Raw genomic sequence first — 26756 nt, 5'->3', positions numbered from 1 at the left:
GAGTACGAATTGAATCGAATTTAATCGAAGGCCCAGGCGTACAGCACATCGAGCGCCGAGTTCGTCCCTGCCTGGAACTGCAAGGTGAATTTCGGCGTCAGCTTGTAGCGCAGGCGCACCAGGCTCGAGGCCGTCCCTGCGCCCTGTTCGAAGCTGAGGTAGGCGCGCGAGGAGATGCGCTTGCCCACCGTGACCACGGTATTGGCCAAGCCTTCGGCGTTGCCGTTGCGTCCCTGGCCGATGCCCAGTTCATCGACGCCGAGCGAGTTCGCCAGCTTCGACTGGATGCCGCCGGTGCCGCCTTTGCCGCCCAGCAGGGCGCCGGCCGCGGCGCTCAGCACATCCTTCTCGTTGCCGCTGGTGCCCTCCATGCCATGGCCCAGCACCAGCCAGGACAGCTTTTCGCTGTCCGGCACGTTCGGCGTCGACACCAGCCTGGCTTGCGGCGAGCGCGCCGTGCCGCGCACCTGCACGCCGGCTTCGACATTCGTCTCGCTCAGCTGGTCACCCTCCGGACGCTTGCGCACCGCCAGCACGTCGAGCGTCGGATTGTCGTAGGGGCCGCTGAAGGTGATCACGCCGCGCTCGATCGCCAGCTTCTGGCCATAGGCAGCGTAGTTGCCGCTGGCGACGCGGATGCTGCCGTTGACACGCGGGGCGGCGCTGCCGACCATGCGGACCCGGGCACTGCCCTCGAGCATGGCGTCGATGCCGAGACCGCGCAGGTGGAAGTTGTCGCCCAGGTCGGCGCGCAGGTCGACGGTCAGCGGCATGTCGGCCTGCTTTTTCTGCGGCGGGATCGGCTTGCCGCGGCCGAGCACGATGACGTCGTCCGAGATCGTCGGCCGGCCCTGTGGCGCGAACTCGATCAGGGCGCGGTCGGCCTTGAAGTTGCCCTCCAGCGAGTAGCGGCTGGCGTCGCGCACCAGGGCCGCCTTGCCCGAGACGATCACGGTGCGGTCCGGACGCGACAGGGCTTCCAGTTTATCTGCCACCAGGTTCAGCTGCATCGCCGGGTCGCCGGCGCCGAAGCGGATCGAACCGTCGGCGGTGGCGCTGCCCTGCAGGCCCTGCAGGTAGAGGCGCTGCAGCACCAGCCGGTCGCCCGCGAGCTGGGCGCGCAGCTGGCCGCCCTGCAGGCGCACGCCCTGTTCGGGCCAGCGCACGGCGATCGCGTCGCCGTTGACGGTGCCGTTCAGGCTTGGGGTGCCGATGGTGCCGGCGCCGGTCACGGCCAGTTTCAGGCTGCCGTCGAGTTCGAGGTCGCGCTGGCCGGCGAAGGGCGCCAGCCAGGCGATCGAGGCCATGTCGGCATTCGCCGTCATGCGCAGCGGACTGTCGCGGTTGACCTTCCCGCCGATCATCTGGACGGTGCCGTCGACGCGCGCGCTGCCGGTGCGGGTGCCGTCGAGTACGAGCTGGGTGCGCAGCGCGCTGCCCTGCACGTCGGCGCGCACATCGAAGCTGCGCAGGCCCATCGCGACCGGCGTGCCGGCGCCGACCAGGGCGTCGCCGCCTTCGCGGAAGACGTGCACGCCGCCGGCCAGCGCAGGCGCGCCGCCGGTGGCGGTCGCGGTACGCAGGTCGAGCGCCCAGTCCGCGCCCAGGGTCAGGTTGCCCTGCACGTTTTCGCGCAGCGCTTCGGAGAACTGGCCGAGGTAATTCAAGGGCACGCCGCTTGCCGTGCCGCGGCTGTTCCAGCGCGGTCCCGTCTTGGTGAGCGTAGCGATGTTGACGGTACCCGCCGGCAGCCGGATCAGCGCGCCGTTGAACGCGAGCGACTCCGGTTTTGCCAGGCCGGCGATGCCGGCGCCGGGCGCGACGCCGATGCGCAGCGGTACCGGCTGCGCCAGGGTCATCGCATAACGGCCCTTGTTCTGCAGGGCTGCCAGGGTGCCGGCCCAGGCATTGCCGCTCCAGCCGCCGCGCACCTCGGTGGAGGCGTCGAAGTCGTCGCCACGGGCGGCGGCGCGCAGGCTGTGTGCCGCGCGCGTGCCGCTGGTCTGCAGGCTCGCTGCCTCGATGCGGGTCTCGCCGCTGGCCAATTCGGTGATCTGGATATCGCTGACCAGAGGATCGGCGCCGCCGCGCCCGGAGCCGAGATTCGCGCTGGCGCGCAGCGTTTTGACACTGTGCTTGCCGAGCAGGCGCAGGTTCTGGCCTTCCAGGTTGGCGGTGAGCGAGGGCGTGTCCATGGTGCCGCTGACGGTGCCGGCGCCGCGCAGCAGGCCGGCGTAATCGGGACCGAGCGCGCCCAGTTGCGGCGCATCGATGCGCCAGTCGAGGCGGTCGCTGCCGGCGCCGAAGCTGCCCTTGGCCGCGATCACGTTGGCGCCCACGTGCAGGTCGACATCGGCTCCCGAGACGTGGCGTTTATCGGCCGCCAGGCGCGCATAGCCCCACAACGGCGATTTCGCCAGCGTCGATTCCTCGAGTTTTAAATTCAGGGCGCCGCGCCAGTCGGCGCCGGAGCGGCCGCTGGCGTCGAAGGCGCCATTGATCGAACCGGGCAGCGGGCTGCCGAAGGCGGCCGGATTGAAGCGCGCCATGTTGCCGCTGCCTTTGGCCTCGACGAAACGCGCCCCTTCGCCGCCGGCGAGCCAGGCTTCGCCGCTGACGTGCAGGTTGCTGTTGTTGGCTTTGCGCTGGGCTGCAATCCAACCCAGTCCGTTCGCGTCGGCGACGAAGGTCGTGCGCGGGTTGGCCATGGTGCCGGTGACGACGCCATTCGCATCGACCGCGCCGTACAGGTCGGGGCGCAGGCCGGCGAGCTGGCGGCCTTCGAGGCGCCAGGCCAGGCGTTCGCCCGGGGCGCCGAATGCGCCGTTCAGGTTGACCGTGTTCTGGCCGAGAGCGAGGTTGGCGTCCACCCCGCTGACGTGCTTCGCGTCGGCCGTCAGCTTGCCTTTACCGGACAGCGGCTGGTCGAACAGACGGCTCGGACGCACGGCGAAATCGGTATTCACGCGCCAGCTCGGGGCCAGCACACCGTTGGCGTTCACCAGCGCATTGATGTCGGCTTGCGGATAGTCGCCCAGCGCCGCCGGATTGAAGCGGCTGGCGTTCGCGCTGAGCTTGAAGGCCTTGTCTTCGCCCAGTTTCATGTTGCCGCGCAGGTCGACGCTGCCGCTGCCCGCCACCAGGCGCGCCTCGGATACGTCGACCTGGTTGTTTTCCAGCCTGGCCTTGGCAGTCAGGCGCAGGCCGCTCTCGACCAGGCGCATGTCGAGCGATTGCACCTTGCCGACATTCGCCACCGCGATGTCGCCGGCGATTTTGGTCGCCTTCATGCTGCCGTGGATGCCCTTCAAATCGAAGCGGTCGGTGTGCAGGGCGAAGTTGGCGGTGCCGAGGCCCTCCTTGTCTTCTCCACGCTGCACGCTGCCGCTGCCGGTAAACCGTCCGGCGTCGCCGAAGTCGAGGACGACGTCGGCCAGGCGCATCGCATCGAGGTTGCCGCCCAGCTGGCCGCGGAAGGCGCGCAGCGGCAGGCGCTGCTGGTCGATGGTGCCTTTCGGTCCCTCGTTGACCAGGTTGACGCTGCCGGAAACGGCGCGCGCGTCGTCCAGTTTCGCGGCCACCGTCAGGCTTAGATCCGCCGTCGGCAACGAGGGATTGAAGAAGCCCGGATCGATGTTGTGGGCCTTGAGGTCCATGGTGCGCAGCGGGATCTTGGCAAACGGCGACAAGGTCAGGCGCGCGTCGCCACCCGCGCGGCCGGCGTTGCCGGTGGCATCCAGGGTGGTCAGGTTCAGGTCGCCGCCGGCGCGCAGTTTCAGCTGGGCGGGCGTGGCGCCGGGGCCGACGTGCGCCTGCGACAGGCTGGCGTTGGCGTCGAGTTTGAACGGTTTGGTTGAGGCGATCTTGCCGTCGGCCGCAACCTTGCCCCAGGGCGTGGAGGCGGACGTGTCGCTCAGCTGCCACTGCACCTTGTCGCCGTTCAGGCGCATGCGCACGTCGGTGATGACGGTGCTGGCACCCTTGTTCACGAAGGTCGCTTTCGCCAGCCTTGCATCGTCGAGCGCAATCTTGAAGGGCGGGGCGAGCGAGGCCGGCATCGTGGTCGGCTCGTCGGATTGCTTCAGGGTCTCCATGCGCAGGTCGGCCGCGTGCAGCTTGTTGATCTCGATGCCTTTCGAGAGCAGCTGGCGCGGCGACCATTCGAGGTCGATGTTGGTCACCGTCGCCAGCTGGGTCTCGGTGCGCCAGACGATGCGGTCGATGTGCATGGCACCGTAGATCGAGCCGCGCACACCGGTCATGGTCAGCTTGCCGTCGGTCGCGCGCGCGGCGCGCTCCGCAATCATCTGCAGCGTCGTTTCGCGGCCCAGGTACCAGAGGGCGCCGCCGCCGACGACGCCAGTGGCAAGCAGGCCGATGGCGACGCGCCGCGGCCAGCGCCGCACCTTCGGGGCAGGCGTCCTGGCCGGGGTGGGAGGGGTGGTGTTGTGATCGTCCATCAGAACGTGAATCCAAGTGAGAAGTGCAGGCGCACCTTGCGCACCGCCTGGCCATAGGCGACGTCGACGTTGATCGGACCGACCGGGCTGCGCCAGCGCGCGCCGACGCCGTAGCCGTATTCCGGTTTCAGCTCCTTGAACTTGTCGGCGGCGTTGCCCGCATCGACGAAGAAGGCCACGCCCCAGGGCGGACGGAACCAGTACTGGTATTCGGCGCCGCCGGTGAGCAGGTAGCGCCCGCCGACGATGGCATCGCCTTCGCGCACGCCCAGCTGCTGGTAGCCGTAGCCGCGCACGGACTGGTCGCCGCCGGCACGGAACAGGAAGGTACTTGGTACGCCGACCTTGTCTTTCGAGACGACGGCGCCGGCTTCGCCCTTCAGGATCAGGGTGCCGCTGGTGCCGACCGGTTTGTAATAGACGCCGCGCGTATAGCCGCGGATGAATTTTTCATCGGTGAACAGCGGCAGCGGCGCAATGCCCAGCTGCCAGTTGAGCGCATAGCCGCGCGTCGGCTGCAGCAGATTATCCAGCTTGCGCCGGGTGACGCTGTAGGTCAGCGGAATGCTCTTGCTGTAGGCGTTATCGATGCCTTCGACCTTGCGCTGTTCGGCCAGCGCTTCCAGGGTGATGCTGCGTTCGAGTTCCGGTGTGCCCCAGGCGCGGCGGGCGGCCACGCTGGCGGTAGTGGTGATCTCGCCGCGCACATCAAGGCGCTCGAAGCCGCCGCCGATGCTGTCGTTGTAGCCGTTCGGTTTCGTCGGCCAGTAGAAATCGGCGCGGGCCAGCTGGTGCTTCTGTTCGTAGACCAGGTCGCTCTTCATGCGCTTGCCGAACACGCTCAGGTCGTCGTAGCCGAGCGAAGCACGCCCGCCGGTATTGGTCGAGAAGCCCAGGCCGACCTCGAGGTTCTTCTGCTTGTTCTCGGTGACGCGCACCAGCACCGGCAGCACGGTCGGGCCGGGCGCGCTGGGCGGCTTGACGCCGGTCGTGGCCTGGCCGGGAACGCTGTCCTGGCCGGCGGCGGCGGCTTGCCCGGCCGGGGCCGGGGCATTCTCGTTCGACGAAGGCGCTGTGGCGTCGTCGTCGTCCTTGAGTTCCTTGATCTCGGCATTGAGCACGGCGCGCATGTCGGCGCTGACCTCGACGCTGGCGAAATACCCCGTTTCCTGCAGCCGCGATTGCAGGGCCTGCAGGGCCGCTTCGCTGTACATGTCGCCCGGCTTGATCTTGTTCAGGTTCGTGATCACCTCGCGCGGATAGCGCTTCAGGCCGCGGATGCGCAATTCGCCGAAGCGCATTTCGGGGCCGCTGTCGATGACCACGCGCAGCGAGGCTTTATAAGCGTCGGGATCGACGGTGGCGCTGGTTTCGACCAGCTGGGCGCGCGGGAAGCGCGACTGCATCACCTCGCGCAGCAAATCGCGCTTGGCCGCTTCCCAGTCGGCCTGGCGGAAACGCGCGCCGACCGGCAGCGACCAGCGGTTGCGCAGGGCAGCGGCATCATACGGGGCGCCGCCCTGTTCGAAGGGTACGAAGCCCTGCAGCACGAGGTCGAGATCGCTCACCAGCACCGGCTGGCCGGGATCGACGACGATGCGCGCGACCGGGGTGGCGCCGCTCGTATCGAGCCCGGCGGTGATGCGCGGCGAATAATATCCTTCGGTGGCGATCAGGGTTTTCGCTTCCTCGGGCGCGGCTTTCACGAGGCGCTGCAGCTGTTCGAGGTCGACGCGCGGGTTGCCGCGCCAGCGCAGCAGGTCGAGGTTATCCTCGAGCAGGTCGTCGAGCTTGCCCGGGGCGTCGATGCGTACCGTGTAATTGATACCCTGTGCGTACGCAGCCTGTGCGCCCAGCACGACATATACGGACAGCATGATTTGTGCCAAAATCCGTGATTGCCTTGGTCCCGCCTGTGCGGTCCGGTGGGATGTTGCGGGAACCATGTGTCTCCATCTCAGTATAAAAGCTGAGCGAATCTTAGCGGAATTGCAAAAATAATGGCGAACGTTTAACTTCCCGGAAAACCATACATGCACGCTCCCGATACCGCCCTCGTCCTCTTCAGTGGAGGACAGGATTCGACTACCTGCCTGGCCTGGGCATTGCAGCGTTATGCGCGCGTGGAAACCATCGGTTTCGACTATGGCCAGCGCCACGCGATCGAGCTGACCGTGCGCCCGACCGTGCTCGAGAAGATGCGCGCGCTGTCGCCCGACTGGGACGCGCGCCTGGGTGAAGACCACATGGTCGACCTGTCGCTGATCGGCCGTATTTCCGATACCGCGCTCACGAGCAATGTGGCGATCGAAATGCAGGCGAATGGCTTGCCGAATACGTTCGTGCCCGGCCGCAACCTGCTGTTCATGACGGTGGCGGCGACGGTGGCCTACCGGCGTGGCCTGACGGTGCTGGTGGGCGGGATGTGCGAGACCGATTTCTCGGGCTATCCGGATTGCCGTGACGACACGATGAAGGCGCTGCAGGTGGCCCTCAATCTCGGCATGGCAACGCGATTGAAAGTCGAGACGCCGCTGATGTGGATCGACAAGAAGCAGACCTGGGAGCTGGCGGAACAGGCGGGCGGGCAGGCGCTGGTCGACCTGGTGCGCTTCGAGACCCACACCTGCTACCTGGGCGAGCGCGGCGAGCGCCATGACTGGGGCTATGGTTGCGGCACCTGCCCGGCCTGCGAACTGCGTGCGCGCGGTTATGCGCAGTTCGCCGCCGAGAAAGCCTAGACAGCCACTTTCTGCACGGTGCGGTTGCGGCGCGCCCGGCTGACCAGGTACCAGATCAGGGCCAGCGGCAGTAACAGCGGTAACAGGAAGGGCACGATCGCCGCCGCAACGGCCAGGCCGGCGATCGCCATTGCGCCGACGATGACGACGCCCACGCCGGCCATCACGACCGCCAGCACCACGCCCACTACCAGTACCACGAGCAAGCCGATCAGCGTGCCGCCGCCTGCGAACAGGATGCCGAGCATGGCGCCGAGCGGGCCGTCGATCTCGTCGCCGTCGATGTGGAAACTGGCGTCGCCGAAGGTGAACAGCAGGTCCCAGAGCAGCAGGGCGCACAGGAACAGGATGAGGTAGGGGGCAATCTTTTTCATGGCGAGGCCTCGGTAGTGGAGTGGTATGGCTTTACTGTAAGCATCTGCGAAGTCCCGGGCGAGCCCTCTGCGACGGGCGGCGTATTCGGCGGGCCGGAGCGCAGATGGGGCCGACGAATGCCCGTCTTTTCGACCTTGTAATGCGCAGATCGCCGCCTATACTGACAGCCTGCTCTGTTGTAGGAGGGATCCCATGCATGTCGTCAATTCAACGATGAAGGTGCATCGCGGTGCACTACTGCCAGTCCGGCTGGACAGGGGACCGAAGGGTCCGCCATCGGCTCCGCCTGCCATCCCGCCGATCATCATCAACCCATTCAGTCGCGAAGCGCCAAAGCAACCGAATATCGATCCGGTGCGCGTGCCGCCCCCGCCTCCGATCCGGCGCCCCGGCCTGCCCAGCATGCGCATGTAGGCCTGATGCCGGCTGCGCCATATTTGTACAAACCAATCCCCGGTTCTTATTTGTTTGCTATCGCATCGACCCTGCTGTTCCTCTAAAATCTTACCTTTGGGCGATAGTCCCGCAGAAGGAAACAGCGAGCGATGAACGACGATGTAACTGACCTGGAACCGGGCGAGGACGATGCGCCGGTGCAGGAAGCGCGCCTGTGGCAAGGCAATGGCTGGACCGCACGCGTGATCAAGAACGAGGATGACGAGGGCTGGGCCGTCGCCATGTACAAGGATGGCGAACCGGAGCCGGCGCTGGTCGGTCCGTGGACCATGGGCCGCGACAAGAAAAACCCGAAGCCGCTCGACGTCAACGCCTTCAATACCCTGATCAAGACGGCCTCCGAGGTCATTCGCCGCCACGAGCAGCACCTGCACGCGATGCTGCATAAAAGCACCGTGGTGTGGTGGGAAGGCAGCGAACTGAAAATCACGCTCGATATCAAGCCGGACGACGATGACCCGTATGCGCTGCTGACCGCCGTCGACGAGATGGGCGAGCAATTGGCCCAGGTGCGCGTGGCCGCCAACTTCAAGCTGACGCCATCCTCCGCGCAGAGCTGGATCGAGAACGGGTACAAGGCACCGCGCTGATCGACGCGCGCATCGGCGCTTTATATACCGTCACGCCACAGTTTCGCGCAAGGAGCGTGCTTTAAAGCCCGCCCGCTGCTAATATTTCCCTTGGGAATTAATTCTTCAAGGGAAGCCATGGAACGTCTTGACCGGCTCGAAGCGGTCCAGTCGATGTTGCTCGAAATCGGGCAGACGTCGACCAGCTGCAGCGACATCACCGAATTCATCCGCGCCGTGCACCGCGCCCTGGGCCGCATCATGTATGCGGCCAACTTCTACGTGGCGCTGTCGGACCGCGACGAGGGCACGGTGCGCTTCGTCTATTTCGTCGACGAATCCGACGAAGGCCCGCCGCTCAACCATCCGGTGCAGCTCGCCTCGCCGGACGAATCGCCCACCGCCTGGGTCATCCTGAATCGCCAGACCCTGGTCGTGACCGCCGCCGATTTCCAGGCGCGCGAAGCGCAGGGATCGAACTTCGGCGCCGGCAGTGCGGCCGAGCACTGGATGGGCTGCCCGCTGCTCGACCAGCAGCACCTGCCGCTGGGCGCGATCGTGATCCAGAGCTATAGCCCCGAGAATACCTATAGTGCCGAAGACCAGGCCCTGTTCGGCGTGATCGCCAACCACGTCTCGGTGGCGCTGCAGAGCCTGCAAAGCATGGACCGCCTGGAACGCGCCGTGCAGGAACGCACCGCGCGCCTGGCCCATGAAGTGGCCGAGCGCCGCCGCGCCGAGCAGGTGCAACATGCGCTCTATCAGATCGCGACCCTGTCCGCGAGCGCCGCCGACAAGGAGGTGCTGACCACCAGCCTGCACCGCATCATCGGCGAATTGATGGTCGCGGAAAACTTCCTGATCGGCCTCTACCATCCCGAAACGGACGAAATCAGCATTCCGTATTTTGTCGACCAGAAGGACACCACCGCCCCGGTCACGCGCTTCCCCTATGGCAAGGCGATGTGCTCGTATGTGCTCGCCTCGAAACAGGCGCAGCTGCACGACGCCGGCAGCTTTGCGCGCCTGGTCGCCAACGGTCTGGTGCAGGAGCCGCTGGGCAATGCCGGCATCGCCAGCTGGATGGGGGCGCCAATGCTGGTCCACGACAAGCCATATGGCGTGCTGGTCGTGCAGAGCTACGATCCGGCCGTGATCTACACCAAGGCCGACCTCGACCTGCTGGCCTTCATGGCCAGCCACGTCGCCGTCGCCCTGGCGCGGATGCAGGCCGACTACCGCCTGCGTAAAACGAAGGACATGCTGGAAGAGCAGAATGCCGCGCTGAACACGGCCCTGACGCAATTGCAGCAGGCGCAGGGCGAACTGGTGCGCCAGGAAAAGCTGGCCTCGCTGGGGCGCCTGGTGGCCGGCGTCGCGCACGAAATCAACACTCCGCTCGGCATCTGCGTGACGGCGACCAGCCACCTGGTCGAGGAATTGCGCCTGACGCGCGAAGAACTTGGCGCCGGCGAAATGACCGAGGACAGTCTGAACAGCTTCCTCGACATCATCGACCAGTCGCTGCGCATCATGACCACCAACACCCAGCGCGCAGCCAGCCTGGTGCGTAGTTTCAAGCAGGTGGCGGTGGACCAGTCTTCGGACGACATCCGCAGTTTCAATTTGCGCAGCTATCTGAACGAAGTGCTGCTGTCCTTGCAGCCGAAACTGAAAGGCCGGCCGGTGAAGGTGGAGGTCGATTGTCCGCCCGACCTGGTGCTGGAAAGCTATCCGGGCGCCGTCTCGCAGATCGTCACCAACATGCTGATGAATTCGCTGGTGCACGGTTTCGAGCACGACCAGAAGGGCGCGATTGCGATCCGCGCGGCGGTTGATGGCGATGTGGTGTCGCTGTCGTATGCCGACGATGGCGCCGGCATGGACCAGGACACGCTCGACAAGCTGTTCGATCCCTTCTTCACGACCAAGCGCGGAAATGGGGGCAGCGGGCTGGGGGCGCACATCCTGTACAACCTGGTGACCGGGCCGCTGGGCGGCAGCGTGCAGGTGGAGAGTGCGCCGGGGGAGGGCTTGCGTTATGCCTTGAGTTTCCCGCGCAGCCGGAAGGAGCAGAAGCTGGCGGCCTGATGCCAGTCAGTCAAGCGAGAACTGTTACGTCAGCCTTCGTGCACCGTAGGGTGGGCTCTCCGAAGTGAAGCTGTCATTGAAGCCATTGGCTTCAATGACCCCACGCGTGATACGGACCGGCTCCGATGTCGTGCTCGACGATCTTGCGGGCATGTATCACCGCGTGGGCACGGAGTGCCTACCCTACATGTTCACCTGTTCAATCCGGCCATTGCCGGTTGATCTCCACCGCCTTGTCCATATTCTTGATCAGCAAATCCACATAGTGCGGATCGAGATGCTGCCCGGCGACTTCGCGCAGGTAGTCGGTGACTTGCTGGGTCGGCCAGGCATCCTTGTAGACGCGCTTGTGGCTGAGGGCATCGAACACGTCGGCGACCGCGACGATGCGCGCGTACGGATGGATGTCCTCTCCCTTCAAACCCTGCGGATAGCCGCTGCCGTCGTATTTCTCGTGGTGCTGGTGGGCGATCACGGCGGCGGCCTTCAGGATCGGGCGGCTCGAGCCGTCCAGGATCTGCAGGCCGACTGTCGGGTGCTGTTTCATGACTTCCCACTCTTCCGGCGTCAGGCGGCCAGGTTTCAACAGCACCGCGTCCGGCGTCGCGATCTTGCCGATGTCGTGCATCGGCGCGGCGTGCATCAGCACCGCCGTCTCGTCTTCCGGCAAGCCGGACGCCTGGGCCAGCAAATGACAGACCTGTGCCATGCGGCGCACGTGGTTGCCGGCCTCGTTCGAGCGCGATTCGACCACGTCGCCCAGGCGCAGGATGAGTTCGGCCTGGGTGTCGGTGATTTCCTGGTTCAGCAGGATGTTATCGAAGGCGATCGCCACGCCCGAGCAGAACACTTCCAGCAATTGCGCGTCGATGTCGGAGATTTCCTCGACGCCTTGCAGCACCAGCAAGGACGCCTTGCCGCTGTTGTTCGGGAAGTAGCCGACATAGGTGTCGCCATACAGTTTCGAGATGCGGTTGTGGCGCGCCTCGTCCAGCTGCGCCACCAGGGCCGGGTCGATGCCGTCGCCGAATTCGCCGATCTTGGCCAGCACCTCGTACTGGCTTTCTCCGCTGATCATGCTGGCGCCCTTCAGGCGCAGCAGCATGCTCTGTTCCAGGCGCAACAGGGCGACGACCTGCTGCAGCAGGCCGCTGGCGAAATCTTTTAAATTGCGCTGTTTGAAGATGTGCGAGGAGGCGGCCAGCACGCGCTCCAGGCCTTCGCGGTAGCTCACCTGCACGCGGCGGGCATCTTCGACCTTCATGATGTCGCGGTAGGCGCGCAGCGCGGCGAAGGTCGTGGTGAACAGTTTCGTCCGGTCGAGCTCCGTCTTTTCCTTGTAGTCGTTGATGTCGTAGTCGACGATCACGCGCTCTTCGGGCGCCTGTCCCGGCTGGCCGGTACGCAGCACGATGCGGCTGAACTGGTTGTCCAGGTCTTGCCGCATCCAGCGCGCCACCTCCAGACCGCTGTCTTCGCGCTCCATTACCACATCGAGGAAGACCAGCGCGATATCCTTTTCGCGCGCCAGGATTTCCTTCGCTTCGGCGCCGCTGTAGGCATGCAGGAAGCTCAAGGCCCGGCCGTCGAGGCGGAACCGGTTCAGCGTGAGCTTGGTGATGTCGTGGATATCCGGCTCGTCATCGACGAGCAAAACTTTCCAGGGCGCGAGCTTGGGCGTAGCGGCAGACAAAAAAGACATAACGTTTCCGATACCGTAAGGTCGATACGAACGAAACAACGGTTAAATGTAAGTCGAATCGATTGTAGTACGGCTACGCAGCATTAACAACAGGCAATACATTGGGACGGAATGCAAGGAATGCGGAAGTGTTGGCTGGATGAGTCAATAGCCTCTAGTTATACCTCTTCTGGCACTTCTCGCAGAAAAAGCTGCGCCGATTGGTGCGGCCGAGGTGGGCCTTGGACAACGGGATCTCGCAGCGCGGACAAATCTTCTTGGCATGGGCCAGCCAGTGCTGCTTGAGGACATACTGTCTCTTCCAGCCGAGGAAATCGAAGCTGTACTGGCGCGCTTGCTCGACCAGGGCGCGCAGCTTGGGGGCGGGCAGGGCGCCCACCGTCGAGGCCGGATGTACGCGGATCCGAAACAGCACTTCGTTCTTGATGATGTTGCCTACGCCCGAGAAGATGTCCTGGTCCAGCAGGGCGTCGCAGGCCAGCATCTCGGGACAGGCACGCAGCTTCTTGCGCGCCTGTTTCGGGTCCCAGGTCTCGCTCATGACGTCGGCGCTCCAGTCGTACTGGCTGTCGAGATCGGTATCGATCTCGCGCACCGCGCAGGCATAGAAGTTCAGCACCTCTCCTTCGGCCGTGCGCAGCCACAGGCGCGGCACTTTGCCCTCGCGCTCTTCGTTGACGCGGTAGGTGCCGAACAGCAGGAAGTGGATGCGGATCGCCATGTTCGGCAATTCGATAAGGAAATGCTTGCCCCAGGTGCGCAGCGACACGATCGTCTGGCCGAGCAGGCGCGTCGGGTCGATGGCCCTCACGTTGCCGCCGGCTTCGACGATTTGCCGGCCGACGAAGCGGGCCGTTTCTTCCTTCAAAATGAAAAGCGATGGTCCTTCTGGCACGGGCAACCCTCCTTGAAAACCAAGAGCGCCTACCAAAACCGCCATGGCGGCGTTGCATCGTCTCGCCGTACAGTCGTACTGTCTTCGACGATGCGCCTTGCCCTGACGCTTTTGTTAGGCGCTCTAAGTCTGCGCCTGCCGGGTGAGCCTGGCTGTGCGAGGACTAACAATCGGATACAGAATTTACCTGGCGTAGACGTCGCCATGCGCCAAAGGGGCGTATATTTGCATGGTAAAAATCAAGATACTGAAAGCGAGGAATCGCCATGAAGAACGTGATTCGACAACTGGCCGTGAGCGGCCTGCTGGCGCTGGCGGCCGGCGCGGCCTCGGCCGATGTGACGGTGAACTATATCCAGCCCGAGCGCTTTACCGACCTGCCGTTCGCGCCCTGGGAACGCGAAGCGGTGCTGAAAGACCTGACCCAGCATTTCGCCAGGCTCGGCGCGCAATTGCCGCCGGGGCAGAACCTGCGCATCGATGTGCAGGACATCGACCTGGCGGGACGCGAATACCCGACCCGTGGTGCGCGCGACCTGCGCATCGTCAAGGAAAACGGCGTCGACTGGCCGCGCATCGACCTGCATTACGCGATCGAGAGCAATGGCCAGGTGGTGCGCGGCGGCGACGTGAAGTTGCGCGACATGGCCTTCATGGACCGCATCGGCCGCTATACCGACGGCGACTCGCTGCGCTACGAAAAACGCATGATCGACGACTGGTTCTATTCGACGATCATGCCGCGCGAACGCGCCGCGCGGCGCTGAGCATCGCCCGCCTTCCATGAACCGATAATGCCGGCATTGCCGGCATTATTTTTATGCGCACGCCCAACGTGTCGCCCCGAGTGCGCCGATCAACATGCGTGCTGTATCAAACCGGCGGAATCGATCGAATTGACCGCGCAATTTACATGTCGTCACATTCGTTTGCTGAACTAGAGGTATATTTGTGTCGTTGCATCCAATCACAATCGGCAATACGACAAATAAGGAGTCGTCATGAAGAAGGTAATTCATATGCTCGCTGTCACCGGTTTGCTGGCGCTGGGCGCCGGCCCTGCTTCGGCAGAGGTAGTCGTCAATTATGTCCAGTCCGAGCGTTTTGCCGACTTGCCGACGGACGCGCGGGAGCGTACCCGGGGTGCTGAACGAGCTGACTGCACACTTCGTCAAACTCGGTGCCCAGCTAGCGCCGGGGCAGATCCTGCGCATCGACGTCGACGATATCGACCTGGCCGGACGCAGGGTGCCGACGAACGGCACGCGCGAAGTGCGCACCGTAAGCGGTGCCACGGACTGGCCGCGCATCAATTTGGAATTCGAGTTGGAAAGCAATGGGCAGATCGCGCGCAGCGGCAAGGTAGAGTTGCGTGACATGGGGTTCATGGACCGTTCCAACCGCTATTACGATGGCGACACGCTGCGCTTTGAAAAACCGATGATCACCGAATGGTTCCATGCGATGGTCGCGCCGCGACAGCATTACGCTAGCCGCTGAGCCTTGCCCTGCCGGCTGCGCGTCGTACGTGCCAGCCAAGCATAACGGTGAACACTACCTCCATGCCGGCTGCCGCCGGCATGGTCTTTTTCACTCCGCGTTTTTCCCCGCCACACCCGGCATCCGCTTGCCGATTTCGCGCACCTGGTAGTCCGACGGCACCGCGAACAGGGCCGCATCCGGCTCGCCGCGCTTGAGGTTTTCCAGGCGGTAGACATAGTCGCCGCTGCGCGGGTCGCTGTGTTTCGCATACACCGTCACCTGCAGGTCCGGCGCATACCAGGTTTCGTCGCTCACCACGATCGGGTTGCGGTTGCCCACTTCGCCGGCCGGGATCTCGTAGCTGCGCTGCTTGCCTTCGGCCTTGACGCCGTTGAAGTCGCGCGTGCCGAGATCGCGGCTGACCGCTTTCGCCGCCCATTTGTTGTCGCCCAGCGCGCCGGAGATGGCGCCGGCGATCATCGGACCGATGCGGGGGCCGATCTCCGCGGCCTCGGTGCCGGGTGCGCGCGGCAGGCGGATCACACGCACCGTCTCGCGGCGGCCATCCTGGTCGCCGGCGCGCTCGTCCTCGACCCGGCGCTCGACGCGGACGGTGACGCGGTCTTCGCCATCGGCCCGTTCGTGTGGCGGCAGGCGTCCTTCCTGGCGCAACCGTTCGACCTGTGCCCGCGCCGTTTCACGCGCGGTGCGCGCCGTTTCGCGGGCGGTTCGGGTGATGCGCTCGATCTCGGCACGGGAAGGCAGGCGCTGCGCGGTGTGTGTCTGCGGGTGCAGGATCCAGGTCGCACCCAGCACCGGATCGTTGATCGTCACCGTGCGCAGCTCTCCCTGGGCGTTGCGCAGCTCGTGGCGGGTGCGGCCGGCACTGTCGCGGTAGCTGGCCGAACTCGTGCGCCGTTCGATCTGGTTACCATCCGGGAGTTGCTGCAGCCGCTCGGAGACGGCTTGGGCGCTGTACGGCGCATTCTTCACCGCTTGCGCATGACCGCGCTGGACGATGCGGACATCCTCGCCCGGGTGGCTCCATTCGCCCTGCGGCGGCAGGGGCGGGGCGGTTTCATCGGCCAGGGCAGGCAGCGCAAAACAGGCGAGCAGGGCAGCGAGCAGCAATCGGTTCGTGTTCATGGTGTCCTCGGGGGTGAATAAAACGGTCAATCGATGGAAGTCAGGCGCAGGGCCAGCGGTTCGCCGCCGGCGCCCACCAGCATTTCGGCGCGCACCGCCTCGCCCGCGTTTTCCGGCGTGACCGGCAGGCCGAGCGCGGCCAGCATGGTGCGCGGCACCTCGGTCTCGACCAGGCGCGGGTCGGGTTCCGCTTCGATACGCTCGAAGGAATCGAGCGCGATGAAGGCGGCGCCGCTGTCGATGCGTACCAGCGGCTGCAGCTGCGACTCTCCCGCCAGGTGCGGCGGCAGCATCAGCAGTCCGAACACGGCGGCGGTGACCAGCAGGCAGGCGGCGGTCGCGCTCCACTCGAGCAGGCCGAGGCGCCGGTACCAGGGCCGCTGCCGGGCGAACTGGCTGGTAAAAGCCTGCATCAATTCCTTTTCCACGCAGCGCGGGGCGTCGACGCCGGCGAGGGCGCTGCGCAGCTGCGCCAGGCGGGTGTCGAGTTCGGGGTTGTCGTCATGCGTCATGATCGTGTCCTTGTCAGGAGGCTTGCGGGGCGTGGCTGCGCAGCGCCCTGGCCAGTGCGGCGCGTCCGCGCGCCAGGCGCGAGCGCACGGTGCCGATGTCGACCGCGCAGATCGTGGCGATCTCGAGGTAGGACAGGCCGTGCAGTTCGTAGAGGATGACGGCCTCGCGGTAATGCGGCGCCAGCCGGGCCAGTGCGCGCCGCACTTCCTCGGCGGACTCGCTGGCCAGCACCCGGTCCAGCGGACAGGCGCCGTCGGCCGCCGGCTCCGGTGCATCCTCGTCCGGCTCGGGCAGGGGCGCTTCGCGCCGGCGCGGTTCCTCGTGTTTCAGGATCAGCAGGCGCGCCACGCCGAACAGGAAATTCGGCAGCGAACCGCGCAGGGGATCGTAGGAAAGGCGTCCGGTGAGCAGGCCCATGAAGGCTTCCTGCACGGCGTCGGCGGCGGTGCCGGCCGAGCCGCAGCGCAGCAGGGCGAAGCGGTACAGCGGGCCCTGGTGGCGCCGGTAGAGCGCGGCAAAGGCCTGTGCATCGCCGCTGCGCATCCTGCGCAGCAGCTCGTCGTCGGAAGTGGTCGGGGTGATGGGCATGGTGGTCATCTCTCACCCATATTCCGGTTTCAAGGCCGGAAAGTTCCAACTATTTTTCGCGATGGGTGCCGGTGTTCAGTCGATCCAGTTCACGCGGTCGAACTTGGCGCGGAAGCCTTCGGGCATGGCAACGACCTGGCTGGTCTTGTAGTTGAAGAAGACAAAGCCGGACTTGGCCATGGCGACCAGGGCCTTGTCTTTCGGTCGCGTGATGCGGAAGGTGATGTCGCCGCCGTATTTATTGAAATCCATGATGCCGACTTCGAACAGCAGCTGGTCGCGTGCATGCGCTTCGGCGCGGTAAGTGGTGGCCAGGTCGGTGACGATGATGCCGGTGCCGTCGCGCTCGGTTTCGGGGACGCCGAACTCGAACAGGAAGCGGGCGCGCGCCTCGGAGATCATCGAGATCATCGAGTCGTTGCCGAGGTGGTTCGCGCCGTTGATGTCGGTCACGCGCACCGTCAGCGGCGTGGAATAGTAGTACTGGTCTTCGGGGAAGTGGAGTTGTAAGCGTGCCATCCCATAATTTTACCTTCGGAATCCCGATAAACCTACTGCGCGTCGGATCTCCGGTCTGCGGTGCTCGCTGTACGCTTGTACAGCTCCGCTCCTCAACCGAAGCTCCTTCCGCTCGCTACGGTTTCTCGAGATTCCGTCAGCCTGCACTGCCCCGCACCAGCTTGAAGATCCGCCCGCTTTCACTGACCACATACAGCTCGCCGGCCCCGTCGCGCCCGAAGGAGACCACCCGGCCGGCAGTGTTCAGGTTCCAGTCGCGCTGTTCGGCGACGCCGGCGTCGCCGGCAAAGAAGCTTTTAATATAGCCGCGGCAATAATCCGAATAGAAATAGCGGCCCGCGAGTTCCGGTATCGCCGTTCCGCGGTAGACATAGCCGCCGGTAATGGAGCAGCCATTCACGTTGTTCGCGCCATGTTCGTATTCGAAGACGGGAAGCGTGAGGCCGGTGCGGTTGCAGGTGGCGGCCTCGAAGCAGGCCGTGCCCTCGAGAATGTCCCAGCCGTAGTTCAGGCCGCCTTGCGAGGTGGACGCCAGGTTCACTTCCTCGCGCGCGGCCTGGCCGACGTCGGCGATATACAGGCGCTCGCCGTCGAACGCATAGCGCCACGGATTGCGCAATCCGGCGGCCCAGATCTCGGGCCGGCGTCCGGGCTGGTTCAGGTAAGGGTTGGTGACGGGGATCGTGTAGGGCTGGCCGCTGTTGGCCGTGCGCACGTCCACGCGCAGCAGCTTGCCGAGCAGGACGCCCAGGTTTTGCGCATTCCCGAACGGATCGCCGGCGCCGCCACCGTCGCCCAGCCCGGCATACAGCAGGCCGTCAGGCCCGAAGGCGACCAGGCCGCCGAAATGGTTCGTGAACTGCGGATGGGCGGCGCGCAGGATGACCAGGCCCGAAGTCGGATCGGCGACGTTCGGCGTGGGCGAGCTGGCGTAGCGTTCGACGACGATGTTCTGGGCCGTGTCCGTGTAGTACACGTAGAAGTAGCCGTTGCTGGCGAAGTTGGGGTCGAAGGCCATCGACAGCAGGCCGCCTTCGCCGCCCGTGAATACGTTCGCGCTGATGTCGAGCCAGGCTTGCGTGAGCACGCTGCCGTTGCGTACGACCCGGATCACGCCGCGCCGCTCGAGCACGAACAGGCGATCGTCGCCGGGCGGGGCGGTGACGAAGGTGGGGCTGGTGAAGGTGGGGCCGATGTCCGCCAGCGCCAGGGCGAGGGCCGTGCCGGCATAAGCGACGGTCGCCGTGGCAGTGCCGCCGGCCGTCACGACCACGCTTTGCACCGCCGGGGTGGGCGTATAGGTCGTGCCGCCGAGCGTGATGCTGGAAGCGGCCACGCTGTAGCTGCCGGCCGCCAGGTCAGGCAGCGTTTGCGTGCCGGTCAGGTCCCTGGAAAAATTATTCGGGCCGGTGATGCGCACGGCCGCATTCAGGCCCGTGGGCAGGCCAGTGACCGCCACTTGCAGCGAGCCGGTGGTCGCCGTCGGGGGAGGGTTGGAAGTGCCAGGAGTGCCGGGATCGCCGCCGCCACCGCTACAACCGGCGAGCAGGAACAGCAGGGACAGGATGAACATCCGTACGCGATCGACCAGCATGGTGGGCCTCCAGGACGGAACGTCTCTGGGAGAGATTCTGCCAGTGTTCATCAACTGGCTGCGCACGCCAGCGCCCGTCAGAGCCCCCATGGCTGCGTTGCATCTTATGAGGGCTTCGACAGGCGCTTATGGAGCGTGGTTCCTAGGGCGCCGCAGCCGCCCGTTGACGGGTTTTCGCAACGACCCCGGACGGATCGATCAGCACGACGAATTCCGTAAAGCGCCCGTCGCCGGCCGGCGACTGGTAGAGCCAGGCTTCGTAGCCGCTGTCGAAGACCACGCTTTTCGTCTTGCCGAAGCTCGCGAGCAGTTCGGCCTTGGTGGTGCGGCCGGGCACGATCGAGGAGGCAAGGCGTTCGGCCGGTGCCTGGGTGCCGGGCGTGGCCTGGCCGATGGCGCAGCCGGCCAGCAGCAGGGCCAGCACGAGGGGCAGGAAACCGGCGCGTTTCATCGGCCGGCCTCCGGCGGCTGCGCGCCCGGCGCCGCGTCCGTCATGTAATCGAATTCGACCAGGGTATCGTCGGGCCAGCTCTTGTCCCACAGGGGCGCGTAATAGGTGCGGTCGAGCAGCACCTGGCAGTCGCAGAAGCGCAGCATCTCGGCCGTCTGGTCGCCGCCGGCGTAGAGCATCTTGAAAGGCAGGTCCTCGACCCGGTTGCCGGCGCGCAGGCGCACGCCGAACAGCGGGCGGTCGGCAAAGAACAGGTAATTGCCGTTCGGGCTATTGCAGACCTGGTCGGCGCTCGTCAGGGCGTTCGACAGCCAGGCGAACAGTTGCGAATTGTTCGACACCAGCCCGGCTTCGGTGCCGACGCGGCACTCCAGGCGCAGGTCGCCGAGTCGGCGCGTATCGGGCGGCAGGCCGGGGCTGCGGATCAGGGCGCGCCAGGTCATGCTGGTGGTCTTGCGGTTCGCGAGCACGGCGGCGTCTTCCTTGAGCGCCTGCTCGTTGCGGGGAAGCACAAAACTGTTATCAGGCCCGATCGGCACCGGCACCGAGACCGTGTCGCCGGCCACGCGCAGCTTGATGCCCTCCATGTTGACGTCGGGCGTGCGCGGCAGCAGCTGGAAACGCAAAGGGGCGTCGGGGGCGAAGGCATGCTCGCGCTCGAAGCGCTCCATGCCCTTGATCATCTTGCGGTAGGATTTGTCGACCGGATCGCGCGTCGTCGAGACGGTCACTTTCGCAGCCGGCTCCTGTGCCGCAGCTGCTCCCGCCGCCGAGACGGCGAACGCGAGCAGGAGGGAGGGCAGGAGCCGGCGCATGGCTTACCAGTAACGGACCCGGCCGGTGTCCATGTGGACGAATTGCGAGTCCGGGTAATAGCCGACCCCGCCAGCCTTCATCGACATGGCGGCCTTGTGCAGCTGGGCCAGGTCCTTGCCCGGCATGCGGATGTCGATCGCCTTGCCGTCCATGTGCATGCTGTGCGTGGCCACGCCGCTGGAGGCCGCCGCCAGCTTGGCATTCGATTCGGGCGAACGGTAGCCGGAAATGATGTGCAGCACCTGGTTGTCGCCGAATTTTTCGCTGACCTCGTTGAGCAGCACGATCAGTTTCGGATCCATCTCGGCGATCTTGTCGTTACGGTGGTCGCGCAGCAGTTTGTTGATATCTTTGAGCGCGTCCGGAATGAACTGGCCTTCGGCCCAGAAAACACTACGCAGGCTTTCACCAGTATGGGTGTTGTACAGGCGCAGGGTGCGTTCGGCGGGAGCAGGCTGGGCAGCTTTTGCCAGGACCGGCATGCCGATTGCGGATGCGAGCACAACAGAGCTTTTGAGGAAAGAGCGTCGCTGGTTCATTGAACATCCTTACGCAAGTTCAGAAACAACGATGATACGCCGATTTCGCTATCTTTGCTGAAAAGCGCGGTTTTTGCGACACGATGACGGTTGATTAACAACTTTTAAAGGAGGTTTGCATGCAATTCAGTCAACTGGGATGCCGAACGTTAACTCTTGCATGCCTTGCCGGCGCACTCCCGGCCCTGGCCCAGGTCCAGGCCAGCGGCGAGCCGCCGGCAGTGAAGGGCTGGCGTACTGAAACCGTCACCGACGCGCTGCCGCAAGCCTGGGGCATGGCCTGGCTGCCCGATGGCCGCATGCTGGTCACCGGCAAGGAGGGCACGCTGCACCTCGTGAGCGGCAACAAGGTGCAGGCGGTGCCGCTCGAAGGATTACCGGCCCTGATGACGAGCGGCCAGGGCGGCCTGCTCGATATCGCCCTCCACCCGGCCGACAAGGGGCCGAAGCTGCGCGTCTACATGACGATGGCCAACGGCAGCAGTGGCGAGAACCGGACCATCCTCGTACGGGGCGTGTTCGACGGCAGCAAGGTCTCCGGCATCCAGACCCTGTTCACGGCGTCTCCCTCGAAGAGCGGTACGGAACACTTCGGTTCGCGCCTGGCCTGGCTGGCGGACGGCACGCTGCTGATGAGTATCGGCGACGGCGGCAACCCGCCCCAGCGCGTAGGCAACATGCTGGCGCGCGACCAGGCCCAGAACCTGGCCAGCGACAATGGCTCGATCCTGCGCCTGACCGCGGAGGGCAAGCCGGCGCCGGGCAATCCGCTGGCCGCGCGTCCCGGCGCGCGCCCTGAAATCTGGTCCTACGGCCACCGCAACATCCAGGGCCTGGTGGTCGATGCGGGGAGCGGGCGCGTGTATGCGAGCGAGCATGGCCCGCGCGGCGGCGACGAGATCAACCGTATCGAAGGCGGCAAGAATTACGGCTGGCCGCTCCAGACCTTCGGCGCCGACTACCGGACGCGCGAGCCGGTCGGCAAGCACAGCGTGCCGGGCATGGTCGACCCGCTGGTCGCCTGGGTGCCGTCGCCGGCGCCCTCGGGCCTGGCCTTCTACACGGGCACGGCCTTCCCGCAATGGCGCGGCAGCCTGTTCAGCGGCAGCCTGGCCGCCATGGACCTGCGCCGCATCGCCCTCGACGGCGACGGTAAAGTCGTGCGCCAGGAAAAGCTCGATATCGGCAAGCGCGTGCGCGACGTGCGCCAGGGGCCGGACGGGCAACTGTATGTGCTGACCGACGAGGAGCATTCGCGGATCCTGCGCATCGTGCCCGACAAACCCTGAGAGCGCCCGAAAAAAGCCTCATGGCGGCGTTGCACCTTCTCGCCGTACTGGCGTACTGTCTTCGACGGTGCGCCTTGCCCTGAGACTTTTGTCGGGCGCTCTGGCGCTCTGGTGCGTGCGCCGCCGCCGGACTGATTGTCCGATACTCGATCGACAAGGAGGAAGCGATGGACGACTTTTCAATTGATCTGGCCGGCACAGCCCTGGTGCTGATTGACCTTCAAAACGGCAACATGGCACGCGAGCTGGCGCCGTATTCGGCGCAGGCCGTGCTCGGCAACTGCGTCCTGCTGGCACAGGAAATGCGCAACCGCGGCGGCATGGTGATTTTTGTGCGCGTATTGATGAACGAGCTGCAGTCGCCGCCGGCGGATGCTCCGCTGCGCGCAGCCGGCGCGCCGCCGCCGCCGCCCGACGCCTCGCATTTCGCGCCGGAGGCGGGTGTCGAGGCGACGGACATCGTGATCACCAAGCGCCAGTGGGGCGCCTTCTATGGCACCGAGCTCGACCAGCTGCTGCGGCGACGGCATATCAAGACGCTGATTCTTGGCGGCATTGTCACGAACATCGGCGTCGAGTCGACCGCGCGCGCGGCCTATGACCGTGGGTATGGACTCGTGTTCGCCGAGGACGCGATGAGCGGCATCACGGCCGAGGCGCACGCGTTTGCGTGCAAGAACATGTTCAGGATGATGGGGAAGGTGAGGACGACTGCGGAGCTGATCGACGCGTTGCAGGCGGGGACCGGAGAAGCGTAGGGTCATGGAGGCCATTGGCCTCCATGACCCCTGCAATACGTGTTACGCCGCGTCGCGCACCTGCGCCGTAATCTCGTACGAGCGCAAGCGCGCCGCGTGATCGAAAATCTGCGAGGTAATCATCAGCTCGTCCGCGCGTGTGTGCGCAATGAATGCCTTCAACTGCTGCGCCACCGTCTCCGGCGAGCCGATCGCCGAGCACGACAGCACCCCGTCGAGCATCATCCGTTCCGACGGCCCCAGCGCTTCGAGGTAGCCACGCACCGGCGGCTGCAGACGCGTCGGGCGGCCGCTGCGCAGGTTCACGAAGGCCTGCTGCATCGAGGTCGCGCGGAAATGCGCTTCCTCGTCGGTGTCCGCGGCGAACACATTAAAGCCGAGCATGACATAAGGCTTGTCCAATTGCGCGGACGGCTTGAAGTTCGCGCGGTACAGTTCGATCGCCTGCATCATCATCTGCGGCGCGAAGTGCGAAGCGAACGCATACGGCAGGCCGAGGTGGGCGGCCAGCTGGGCGCCGAACAGGCTGGAACCGAGGATCCACAGCGGCACGTTCAAACCGGCACCGGGCACGGCGCGTACCTGGCGCCGCGGCGAATCGGCGAAATAATCCTGCAGCTCGAGAACGTCCTGCGGGAATTCGTCGGCATCCGACGACAAGTTGCGCCGCAGGGCGCGCGCGGTGATGTGGTCGGAGCCGGGCGCGCGGCCCAGGCCGAGGTCGATGCGGCCCGGGAACAGCGATTCGAGCGTGCCGAACTGTTCGGCAATCACGAGCGGCGAATGGTTCGGCAGCATGATGCCGCCGGCGCCGACCCGGATGGTCGAGGTGCCGGCCGCAACATAGCCCATCAGCACCGAGGTGGCGGCGCTGGCGATACCGGGCATGCCATGGTGTTCGGCCAGCCAGAAACGGTTGAAACCCCAGCGTTCGCCATGCTGGGCGAGGTCGAGGGAATGGTGGAAAGAAGTGCGTGCGTCGCTGCCTTCGGCAATGGGCGACAGGTCGAGTATCGAGAAAGGAATCATGCGTTCCATGATACGCCGAAGGATTTTTTTTCGCTGGCGACGCCACGAAACCGTGGCGCGGCGGGGCGCCGGCGTAAAGATTGACCGGCAGAATTTGCCTGCCTATCATGGCCAGTTTCTTCGCCCGGCCTTGCGCCCGCTTCTGCGCCCGCGCCGCGTCCGCCATCTCTTCCTGCCCAGGTTTTCCATGCGTCCTTTTTCTCTCCGCCGCTCCCTCCGGTACCAGGGCGCGCTCGCCGCTCTCGGCCTCGCCGTCCTCGTCTCCGGCTGCACCGGCTTGCCGGGCGCGCAGCCGCGCCAGCTCGACCGCACCCAGTTCGCCCGCATCGACGCCGCGATTGACCAGGCGATCGCCGAGCGCCGCCTGCCGGGCGCGGTCTTCCACCTGGAACGCGAGGGTGCCGTCCACGAGCGCGCCTACGGCCGCTTCAGCTACGAGGCCGATGACGGGGCCGATCCAGCGCCGGTGACGACGCACACCGTGTTCGATGCCGCCTCCTTGAGCAAGGTGCTGGCGACGGCGCCCTCGGTCCTGCTGCTGGCCGAAGACGGCAAGCTCGACCTGGACGCGAAACTGGTCGACTATTTCCCCGAGTGCCGGGGCGGCGGCAAGGAGGCGATCACGATCCGCCACCTGCTGACCCACACCTCGGGCCTGGCGGCCGGCTTGCCGGGCAAACCGGCCTGGCGTGGCGACGAGACAGCCCACGCCATGGCCTGCGCGCAAACGGTGACCCATGTGCCGGGAACGTATTTCCGCTATTCGGACATCAACTACATCCTGCTCGGCCAGCTGGTCCGGCAAGTGTCCGGCATGGGCCTCGACGTGTTTGCGCGCGAGCGCCTGTTCGGGCCGCTGCGCATGGCGCATACCGGCTACCTGCCGCTGCGCCGGATGGACGCCGGCGCGATTGCACCGACGCACAAGGCGGCCGCCGTCGGCGAGCCGGTCCTGCACGCGGACGTCGGCGCGGGCGGCATGCTGCAGGGCGTGGTCCACGATCCGACGGCGCGCCGCATCGGCGGCGTGGCGGGCTCGGCCGGCGTGTTCAGCACGGTGGGCGACATCGCCCGCTACGCGCGCATGCTGCTTGCAGGGGGCGAACTCGATGGCGTGCGCGTGCTCTCGCCCGAGAGCGTGCGCCTGCTCACGACGGTGCAGAGCCCGCCGGGTATCGCCGCGCTGCGCGGCCTCGGCATGGACATCGACTCGCCGTTTGCCCAGCGTCCGCGCGGCACGCTGTTCCCGGTCGGCAGCTACGGCCACACGGGATTCACCGGCTGCGTGCTGTGGATCGATCCCGGTTCGCGCAGCTTCTACGTGTTCCTGTCGAACCGCGTCTACCCGGACGACAAGGCCAATGTGCTGCCGCTCTACACCGAGATCGCCACCCTGGCGGCACGGGCCGCAGGTGTCGGCGCAACAGGGGGAGTGCGGGGTGTGGCGGCCCCCTGACAAGTGTCGGATATCTTTCCAAAAGGCTAGCGTGCGCTGCTCTCCCGTCGACCTCTCTAAACTCGGCCACTTCAATAATGTCGGTATGTCATTGATATTGTTGAGCTTTCCACCGCCCCGAAATGCAATATAAGGAGATGAACATGAATAAGCTTTTGAAAGGCCTGCTGGGAACCGCAGTTGCCGCCGCGATGGCAGTTTCGTTCAACGCCAGTGCACAATCGACCAGCACCGAGCAGACGGGTAGCGCGAGCGCACAGTCCGGCGACCACGCCAAGGCGACCACGCACAAGAGCGCGGCCAAGAAGCAGAAGAAACACAAGAGCAAGTCCAGCAGCAGCGCGAGCGGCAGCAGCGGCTCCAGCGGCTCCTCAAGCAGCGGCTCGATGGGCACCAGCGGCAGCGGCAGCGCCAGCGGCACCAGCGGCAGCGGCATGACCAGCGGCTCGGGCAGCAGCAGCGGCACCTCGGGTACGTCGGGCACCAGCGGTACCTCGGGCACGAGCGGCTCGATGGATAGCGGCACCTCGGGCACCAGCGGCACGACGGGCGCAACGGGCACCAGCGGCTCGATGGGCAGCGGTACCAGCGGCACCAGCGGCACCAGCGGTTCAATGGGCACCGGTACCAGCGGCACCAGCGGCATGAGCGGCTCGACCGGCACCGGCACCAGTGGCTCGATGGGCACCAGCGGCACCTCGGGCACTTCCGGCACGACCGGCACCTCGGGCACTTCCGGTACGACCGGCACCTCCGGCACCGGCACCGGCACCACCACGACCGGCACCGGCCGCTGATCCAGCGGGCGCATCCGTCAGCGGATGCGCCTGCGCAGGCACGGTATGCAAAAAAAACACCAGCCCGCGGGCTGGTGTCGTCGTTTGTGCGGCAGTTAGATTTACACCTTGCGCACGAATTCGGTCTTAAGGCTCATCGCCCCGAACCCATCGATCTTGCAATCGATGTCGTGGTCGCTGTCGACCAGGCGGATGTTCTTGACCTTGGTCCCCTGCTTGATGACGCCGCCCGACCCCTTCGGTTTCAGGTCCTTGATGACGGTGACGGTGTCGCCGTCCTGCAGGATGTTGCCGGCCGCGTCGCGGTAGACGCGCGCCGTCTCGGCGGCTGCACCCGTTTGCGCCGACCACTCATGGCCGCATTCCGGGCAGACGAGATTGGCGCCGTCCTCGTAGGTATAGGCGGACTGGCAAACGGGGCAGGGAGGCAGGGACATGAGGTGCGAGGACAAGGGAAACGGCGAGTATAGCGCCTGTCCGCCTGCCTTGC

24 protein-coding genes are annotated in these 26756 nt (G+C 65.6%); 9 read left to right on the top strand and 15 right to left on the bottom strand.

Annotated elements, in window-relative coordinates; translation table 11 throughout:
• Nucleotides 1-20: 20 nt before the first annotated feature.
• On the bottom strand, nucleotides 21-4460 hold the full coding sequence (locus LPB04_RS03165) for a translocation/assembly module TamB domain-containing protein (RefSeq protein WP_193687341.1): 4440 nt from the start codon (nucleotides 4458-4460) through the stop codon (nucleotides 21-23).
• Nucleotides 4460-6337, bottom strand: coding sequence for an autotransporter assembly complex protein TamA (locus tag LPB04_RS03160; protein ID WP_193687340.1), 1878 nt, complete (start codon nucleotides 6335-6337; stop codon nucleotides 4460-4462). The genes LPB04_RS03165 and LPB04_RS03160 overlap by 1 nt, the downstream gene beginning before the upstream one ends.
• 156 nt (nucleotides 6338-6493) lie before the next feature.
• Here LPB04_RS03160 and queC point away from each other — a divergent pair, with 156 nt between their 5' ends.
• Nucleotides 6494-7201, top strand: coding sequence for a 7-cyano-7-deazaguanine synthase QueC (gene queC, locus LPB04_RS03155; RefSeq protein WP_193687339.1), 708 nt, complete (start codon nucleotides 6494-6496; stop codon nucleotides 7199-7201).
• On the opposite strand, the gene LPB04_RS03150 is transcribed toward queC, so the two are convergent.
• Nucleotides 7198-7575, bottom strand: coding sequence for a hypothetical protein (locus LPB04_RS03150; protein WP_193687338.1), 378 nt, complete (start codon nucleotides 7573-7575; stop codon nucleotides 7198-7200). The genes queC and LPB04_RS03150 overlap by 4 nt on opposite strands.
• Nucleotides 7576-8121: 546 nt before the next feature.
• Between LPB04_RS03150 and LPB04_RS03145 the strand changes: the two genes are divergently transcribed.
• A complete protein-coding gene (locus LPB04_RS03145) occupies nucleotides 8122-8622 on the top strand; it encodes a hypothetical protein (protein ID WP_193687337.1) in 501 nt (166 codons plus the stop codon).
• 117 nt (nucleotides 8623-8739) lie between these two features.
• The gene (locus LPB04_RS03140) at nucleotides 8740-10692 is read left to right on the top strand and encodes a GAF domain-containing sensor histidine kinase (protein WP_193687336.1); all 1953 of its coding nucleotides are present in this window, start codon (nucleotides 8740-8742) and stop codon (nucleotides 10690-10692) included.
• A gap of 199 nt (nucleotides 10693-10891) precedes the next feature.
• Here the strand turns inward: LPB04_RS03140 and LPB04_RS03135 are convergent, their stop codons facing one another.
• Nucleotides 10892-12394 (bottom strand): response regulator, encoded by a 1503-nt coding sequence (locus LPB04_RS03135; RefSeq protein ID WP_193687335.1) that lies wholly within the window; start codon nucleotides 12392-12394, stop codon nucleotides 10892-10894.
• Nucleotides 12395-12548: 154 nt separating this feature from the next.
• A complete protein-coding gene (locus LPB04_RS03130; protein WP_193687334.1) occupies nucleotides 12549-13289 on the bottom strand; it encodes a DNA-formamidopyrimidine glycosylase family protein in 741 nt (246 codons plus the stop codon).
• A gap of 266 nt (nucleotides 13290-13555) precedes the next feature.
• On the opposite strand from LPB04_RS03130, the gene LPB04_RS03125 reads away from it, so the two are divergent.
• Entirely contained in the window at nucleotides 13556-14056 is a 501-nt protein-coding gene (locus LPB04_RS03125; protein ID WP_193687333.1) for a DUF3016 domain-containing protein, read from the top strand.
• Between the two features lie 376 nt (nucleotides 14057-14432).
• Nucleotides 14433-14789 carry a DUF3016 domain-containing protein gene (locus LPB04_RS03120; protein ID WP_227496600.1) on the top strand — a complete coding sequence of 119 codons (357 nt, stop codon included), beginning with the start codon at nucleotides 14433-14435 and terminating at the stop codon, nucleotides 14787-14789.
• Between the two features lie 90 nt (nucleotides 14790-14879).
• Here LPB04_RS03120 and LPB04_RS03115 read toward each other — a convergent pair whose 3' ends face one another.
• From LPB04_RS03115 to LPB04_RS03080, 8 genes are all read right to left on the bottom strand, one after another.
• Nucleotides 14880-15917: a hypothetical protein gene (locus LPB04_RS03115; protein ID WP_193687332.1), complete on the bottom strand. Its 1038-nt coding sequence runs from the start codon at nucleotides 15915-15917 to the stop codon at nucleotides 14880-14882.
• Nucleotides 15918-15943: 26 nt separating this feature from the next.
• Complete coding sequence (locus tag LPB04_RS03110; protein ID WP_193687331.1) at nucleotides 15944-16429, bottom strand: hypothetical protein; 486 nt, start codon at nucleotides 16427-16429, stop codon at nucleotides 15944-15946.
• Nucleotides 16430-16442: 13 nt separating this feature from the next.
• A complete protein-coding gene (locus LPB04_RS03105; protein ID WP_193687330.1) occupies nucleotides 16443-17027 on the bottom strand; it encodes an RNA polymerase sigma factor in 585 nt (194 codons plus the stop codon).
• A 66-nt stretch (nucleotides 17028-17093) separates the two neighbouring features.
• On the bottom strand, nucleotides 17094-17537 hold the full coding sequence (locus tag LPB04_RS03100) for a thioesterase family protein (protein WP_193687329.1): 444 nt from the start codon (nucleotides 17535-17537) through the stop codon (nucleotides 17094-17096).
• 136 nt (nucleotides 17538-17673) lie between these two features.
• Nucleotides 17674-19131 carry a PQQ-dependent sugar dehydrogenase gene (locus LPB04_RS03095; protein ID WP_193687328.1) on the bottom strand — a complete coding sequence of 486 codons (1458 nt, stop codon included), beginning with the start codon at nucleotides 19129-19131 and terminating at the stop codon, nucleotides 17674-17676.
• 142 nt (nucleotides 19132-19273) lie between these two features.
• Nucleotides 19274-19582 carry a hypothetical protein gene (locus tag LPB04_RS03090; protein ID WP_193687327.1) on the bottom strand — a complete coding sequence of 103 codons (309 nt, stop codon included), beginning with the start codon at nucleotides 19580-19582 and terminating at the stop codon, nucleotides 19274-19276.
• Nucleotides 19579-20397: a hypothetical protein gene (locus tag LPB04_RS03085; protein ID WP_193687326.1), complete on the bottom strand. Its 819-nt coding sequence runs from the start codon at nucleotides 20395-20397 to the stop codon at nucleotides 19579-19581. The genes LPB04_RS03090 and LPB04_RS03085 overlap by 4 nt, the downstream gene beginning before the upstream one ends.
• 3 nt (nucleotides 20398-20400) lie before the next feature.
• Nucleotides 20401-20901 carry a DUF882 domain-containing protein gene (locus LPB04_RS03080; RefSeq protein ID WP_227496599.1) on the bottom strand — a complete coding sequence of 167 codons (501 nt, stop codon included), beginning with the start codon at nucleotides 20899-20901 and terminating at the stop codon, nucleotides 20401-20403.
• A 155-nt stretch (nucleotides 20902-21056) separates the two neighbouring features.
• Between LPB04_RS03080 and LPB04_RS03075 the strand changes: the two genes are divergently transcribed.
• Nucleotides 21057-22226 (top strand): PQQ-dependent sugar dehydrogenase, encoded by a 1170-nt coding sequence (locus tag LPB04_RS03075; RefSeq protein WP_193687324.1) that lies wholly within the window; start codon nucleotides 21057-21059, stop codon nucleotides 22224-22226.
• A 167-nt stretch (nucleotides 22227-22393) separates the two neighbouring features.
• Nucleotides 22394-22984, top strand: coding sequence for an isochorismatase family protein (locus tag LPB04_RS03070; protein WP_193687323.1), 591 nt, complete (start codon nucleotides 22394-22396; stop codon nucleotides 22982-22984).
• A gap of 42 nt (nucleotides 22985-23026) precedes the next feature.
• Here the strand turns inward: LPB04_RS03070 and LPB04_RS03065 are convergent, their stop codons facing one another.
• Nucleotides 23027-24013, bottom strand: a complete 987-nt coding sequence (locus LPB04_RS03065; protein ID WP_193688840.1) for an LLM class flavin-dependent oxidoreductase — start codon at nucleotides 24011-24013, stop codon at nucleotides 23027-23029.
• Nucleotides 24014-24200: 187 nt separating this feature from the next.
• Here LPB04_RS03065 and LPB04_RS03060 point away from each other — a divergent pair, with 187 nt between their 5' ends.
• On the top strand, nucleotides 24201-25469 hold the full coding sequence (locus tag LPB04_RS03060) for a serine hydrolase domain-containing protein (protein WP_193687322.1): 1269 nt from the start codon (nucleotides 24201-24203) through the stop codon (nucleotides 25467-25469).
• 143 nt (nucleotides 25470-25612) lie between these two features.
• The gene (locus LPB04_RS03055; protein WP_227496598.1) at nucleotides 25613-26266 is read left to right on the top strand and encodes a hypothetical protein; all 654 of its coding nucleotides are present in this window, start codon (nucleotides 25613-25615) and stop codon (nucleotides 26264-26266) included.
• 101 nt (nucleotides 26267-26367) lie between these two features.
• Here LPB04_RS03055 and LPB04_RS03050 read toward each other — a convergent pair whose 3' ends face one another.
• Nucleotides 26368-26703: a zinc ribbon domain-containing protein YjdM gene (locus LPB04_RS03050; protein ID WP_193687320.1), complete on the bottom strand. Its 336-nt coding sequence runs from the start codon at nucleotides 26701-26703 to the stop codon at nucleotides 26368-26370.
• Nucleotides 26704-26756 lie beyond the last annotated feature (53 nt).

It is taken from the genome of Massilia litorea, assembly GCF_015101885.1.
Classification (GTDB): Bacteria; Pseudomonadota; Gammaproteobacteria; order Burkholderiales; family Burkholderiaceae_D; genus Telluria; species Telluria litorea.
This window is presented reverse-complemented; position numbering and strand designations above follow the sequence as displayed.

Coding starts and splice junctions, on each gene's coding strand:
- LPB04_RS03165 (WP_193687341.1), bottom strand. CDS start 4,460: ATGGACGATCACAACACCACCCCTCCCACCCCGGCCAGGACGCCTGCC.
- LPB04_RS03160 (WP_193687340.1), bottom strand. CDS start 6,337: ATGCTGTCCGTATATGTCGTGCTGGGCGCACAGGCTGCGTACGCACAG.
- queC (WP_193687339.1), top strand. CDS start 6,494: ATGCACGCTCCCGATACCGCCCTCGTCCTCTTCAGTGGAGGACAGGAT.
- LPB04_RS03150 (WP_193687338.1), bottom strand. CDS start 7,575: ATGAAAAAGATTGCCCCCTACCTCATCCTGTTCCTGTGCGCCCTGCTG.
- LPB04_RS03145 (WP_193687337.1), top strand. CDS start 8,122: ATGAACGACGATGTAACTGACCTGGAACCGGGCGAGGACGATGCGCCG.
- LPB04_RS03140 (WP_193687336.1), top strand. CDS start 8,740: ATGGAACGTCTTGACCGGCTCGAAGCGGTCCAGTCGATGTTGCTCGAA.
- LPB04_RS03135 (WP_193687335.1), bottom strand. CDS start 12,394: ATGTCTTTTTTGTCTGCCGCTACGCCCAAGCTCGCGCCCTGGAAAGTT.
- LPB04_RS03125 (WP_193687333.1), top strand. CDS start 13,556: ATGAAGAACGTGATTCGACAACTGGCCGTGAGCGGCCTGCTGGCGCTG.
- LPB04_RS03115 (WP_193687332.1), bottom strand. CDS start 15,917: ATGAACACGAACCGATTGCTGCTCGCTGCCCTGCTCGCCTGTTTTGCG.
- LPB04_RS03110 (WP_193687331.1), bottom strand. CDS start 16,429: ATGACGCATGACGACAACCCCGAACTCGACACCCGCCTGGCGCAGCTG.
- LPB04_RS03105 (WP_193687330.1), bottom strand. CDS start 17,027: ATGACCACCATGCCCATCACCCCGACCACTTCCGACGACGAGCTGCTG.
- LPB04_RS03100 (WP_193687329.1), bottom strand. CDS start 17,537: ATGGCACGCTTACAACTCCACTTCCCCGAAGACCAGTACTACTATTCC.
- LPB04_RS03095 (WP_193687328.1), bottom strand. CDS start 19,131: ATGCTGGTCGATCGCGTACGGATGTTCATCCTGTCCCTGCTGTTCCTG.
- LPB04_RS03090 (WP_193687327.1), bottom strand. CDS start 19,582: ATGAAACGCGCCGGTTTCCTGCCCCTCGTGCTGGCCCTGCTGCTGGCC.
- LPB04_RS03085 (WP_193687326.1), bottom strand. CDS start 20,397: ATGCGCCGGCTCCTGCCCTCCCTCCTGCTCGCGTTCGCCGTCTCGGCG.
- LPB04_RS03075 (WP_193687324.1), top strand. CDS start 21,057: ATGCAATTCAGTCAACTGGGATGCCGAACGTTAACTCTTGCATGCCTT.
- LPB04_RS03070 (WP_193687323.1), top strand. CDS start 22,394: ATGGACGACTTTTCAATTGATCTGGCCGGCACAGCCCTGGTGCTGATT.
- LPB04_RS03065 (WP_193688840.1), bottom strand. CDS start 24,013: ATGATTCCTTTCTCGATACTCGACCTGTCGCCCATTGCCGAAGGCAGC.
- LPB04_RS03060 (WP_193687322.1), top strand. CDS start 24,201: ATGCGTCCTTTTTCTCTCCGCCGCTCCCTCCGGTACCAGGGCGCGCTC.
- LPB04_RS03055 (WP_227496598.1), top strand. CDS start 25,613: ATGAATAAGCTTTTGAAAGGCCTGCTGGGAACCGCAGTTGCCGCCGCG.
- LPB04_RS03050 (WP_193687320.1), bottom strand. CDS start 26,703: ATGTCCCTGCCTCCCTGCCCCGTTTGCCAGTCCGCCTATACCTACGAG.